Source organism: Streptomyces sp. NPDC097617, assembly GCF_044761485.1.
In the GTDB taxonomy this organism is placed as follows: domain Bacteria; phylum Actinomycetota; class Actinomycetes; order Streptomycetales; family Streptomycetaceae; genus Streptomyces.
In genome coordinates this window covers 1-1,087 of record NZ_JBIWCL010000091.1, presented here as the reverse complement: position 1 = coordinate 1,087, position 1,087 = coordinate 1, and the positions used below count along the sequence as shown (strand labels likewise).

1 protein-coding gene is annotated in these 1,087 nt (G+C 70.7%); it reads left to right on the top strand.

All coding sequences use genetic code 11. The annotated features are described in order from the left end of the window. Nucleotides 1-257 precede the first annotated feature (257 nt). Nucleotides 258-1,087, top strand: an 830-nt coding sequence (locus ACIQZO_RS40540) for an IS30 family transposase (RefSeq protein WP_403636447.1), incomplete at its 3' end; no start/stop codon positions are given.

Here is a 1,087-nt window from a genome sequence, read left to right as displayed (position 1 = left end):
GGCGGGTTCTAACGATCCCCGCAACACCCTGGATTCAGGGAGTTGCGGGGATCGTGGATTTTGAGGTGTTGAAGGCGAGGTTCTTCGAGGCGTTGGAGCGGGAGAACGGCAGCGTTTCGGGTGCTGCCCGGGTGGTCGGGGTGAGCCGTCACACGGCGGCGGGATGGGCGCGGAAGGCTGGTGTCCGTGGTCGGGGGAAGCCGGGTACGAGCGGGCATCCGGGCCGGGCGGAGTACGACCGGCTTCGTGTCTTGGGGGTGCGGCGGCGGGATGCCGCGGCGCAGGCCGGGGTCCATGAGCGCACTGCCCGGGACTGGGACCGGGGGATCCGGAAGATCGGCAACGCGCGCCTGCACCCCGATGGGCGCAGGATCGACTACACAACCGGCATGACCCGCACCGTCCCCATGACATCAGCGCCCTCTCTCGCGGCGGTCGAGGCCGAGCTGCATTCCCGGTTCCTCACGGTGACCGAGCGGGAGCTGATCGCCGACATGCGTCGTGAGGGCCGGTCGCTGCGGGCGATCGGGCGGGCTCTGGGCCGGCCGGCCTCCACCGTCAAGCGCGAGATCGACGCCCGTTGCGTCGACGGCGTCTACCAGCCGCACCGGGCACAGCGGGCGTGGGCCGGCAGCCGGTCGCGCCCCAAGGAGTCCAAGCTTGCCCAGGGCGGTCCGCTGCGCGAGTTCGTCGCGGGCAAGCTGCAAGAACAGTGGTCGCCCGAGCAGATCTGTCACGCTCTGGTCATGGAGTTTCCCGACGACGAGAGCATGCGGGTGAGTCCGGAGACGGTCTACCAGGCGATCTACGTCCAGGCCCGCGGCGGGCTGCGCCGCGAGGTCGCCCTTGCCCTGCGCACCGGACGCACCCGCCGCAAACCGCACCGCAGCCCGGACCAGCGCACTCGCCGGTTCGTCGACGAGATGGTGATGATCTCCGATCGCCCTGCCGAGGTCGAGGACCGGGCGGTTCCCGGCCACTGGGAAGGCGACCTGATCGTCGGCACCCGCAACGAGAGCGCGATCGTGACCCTGGTCGAGCGCTCCACCCGCTACGTCCTGCTCGGACACCTGCCCGGCGGGCACAC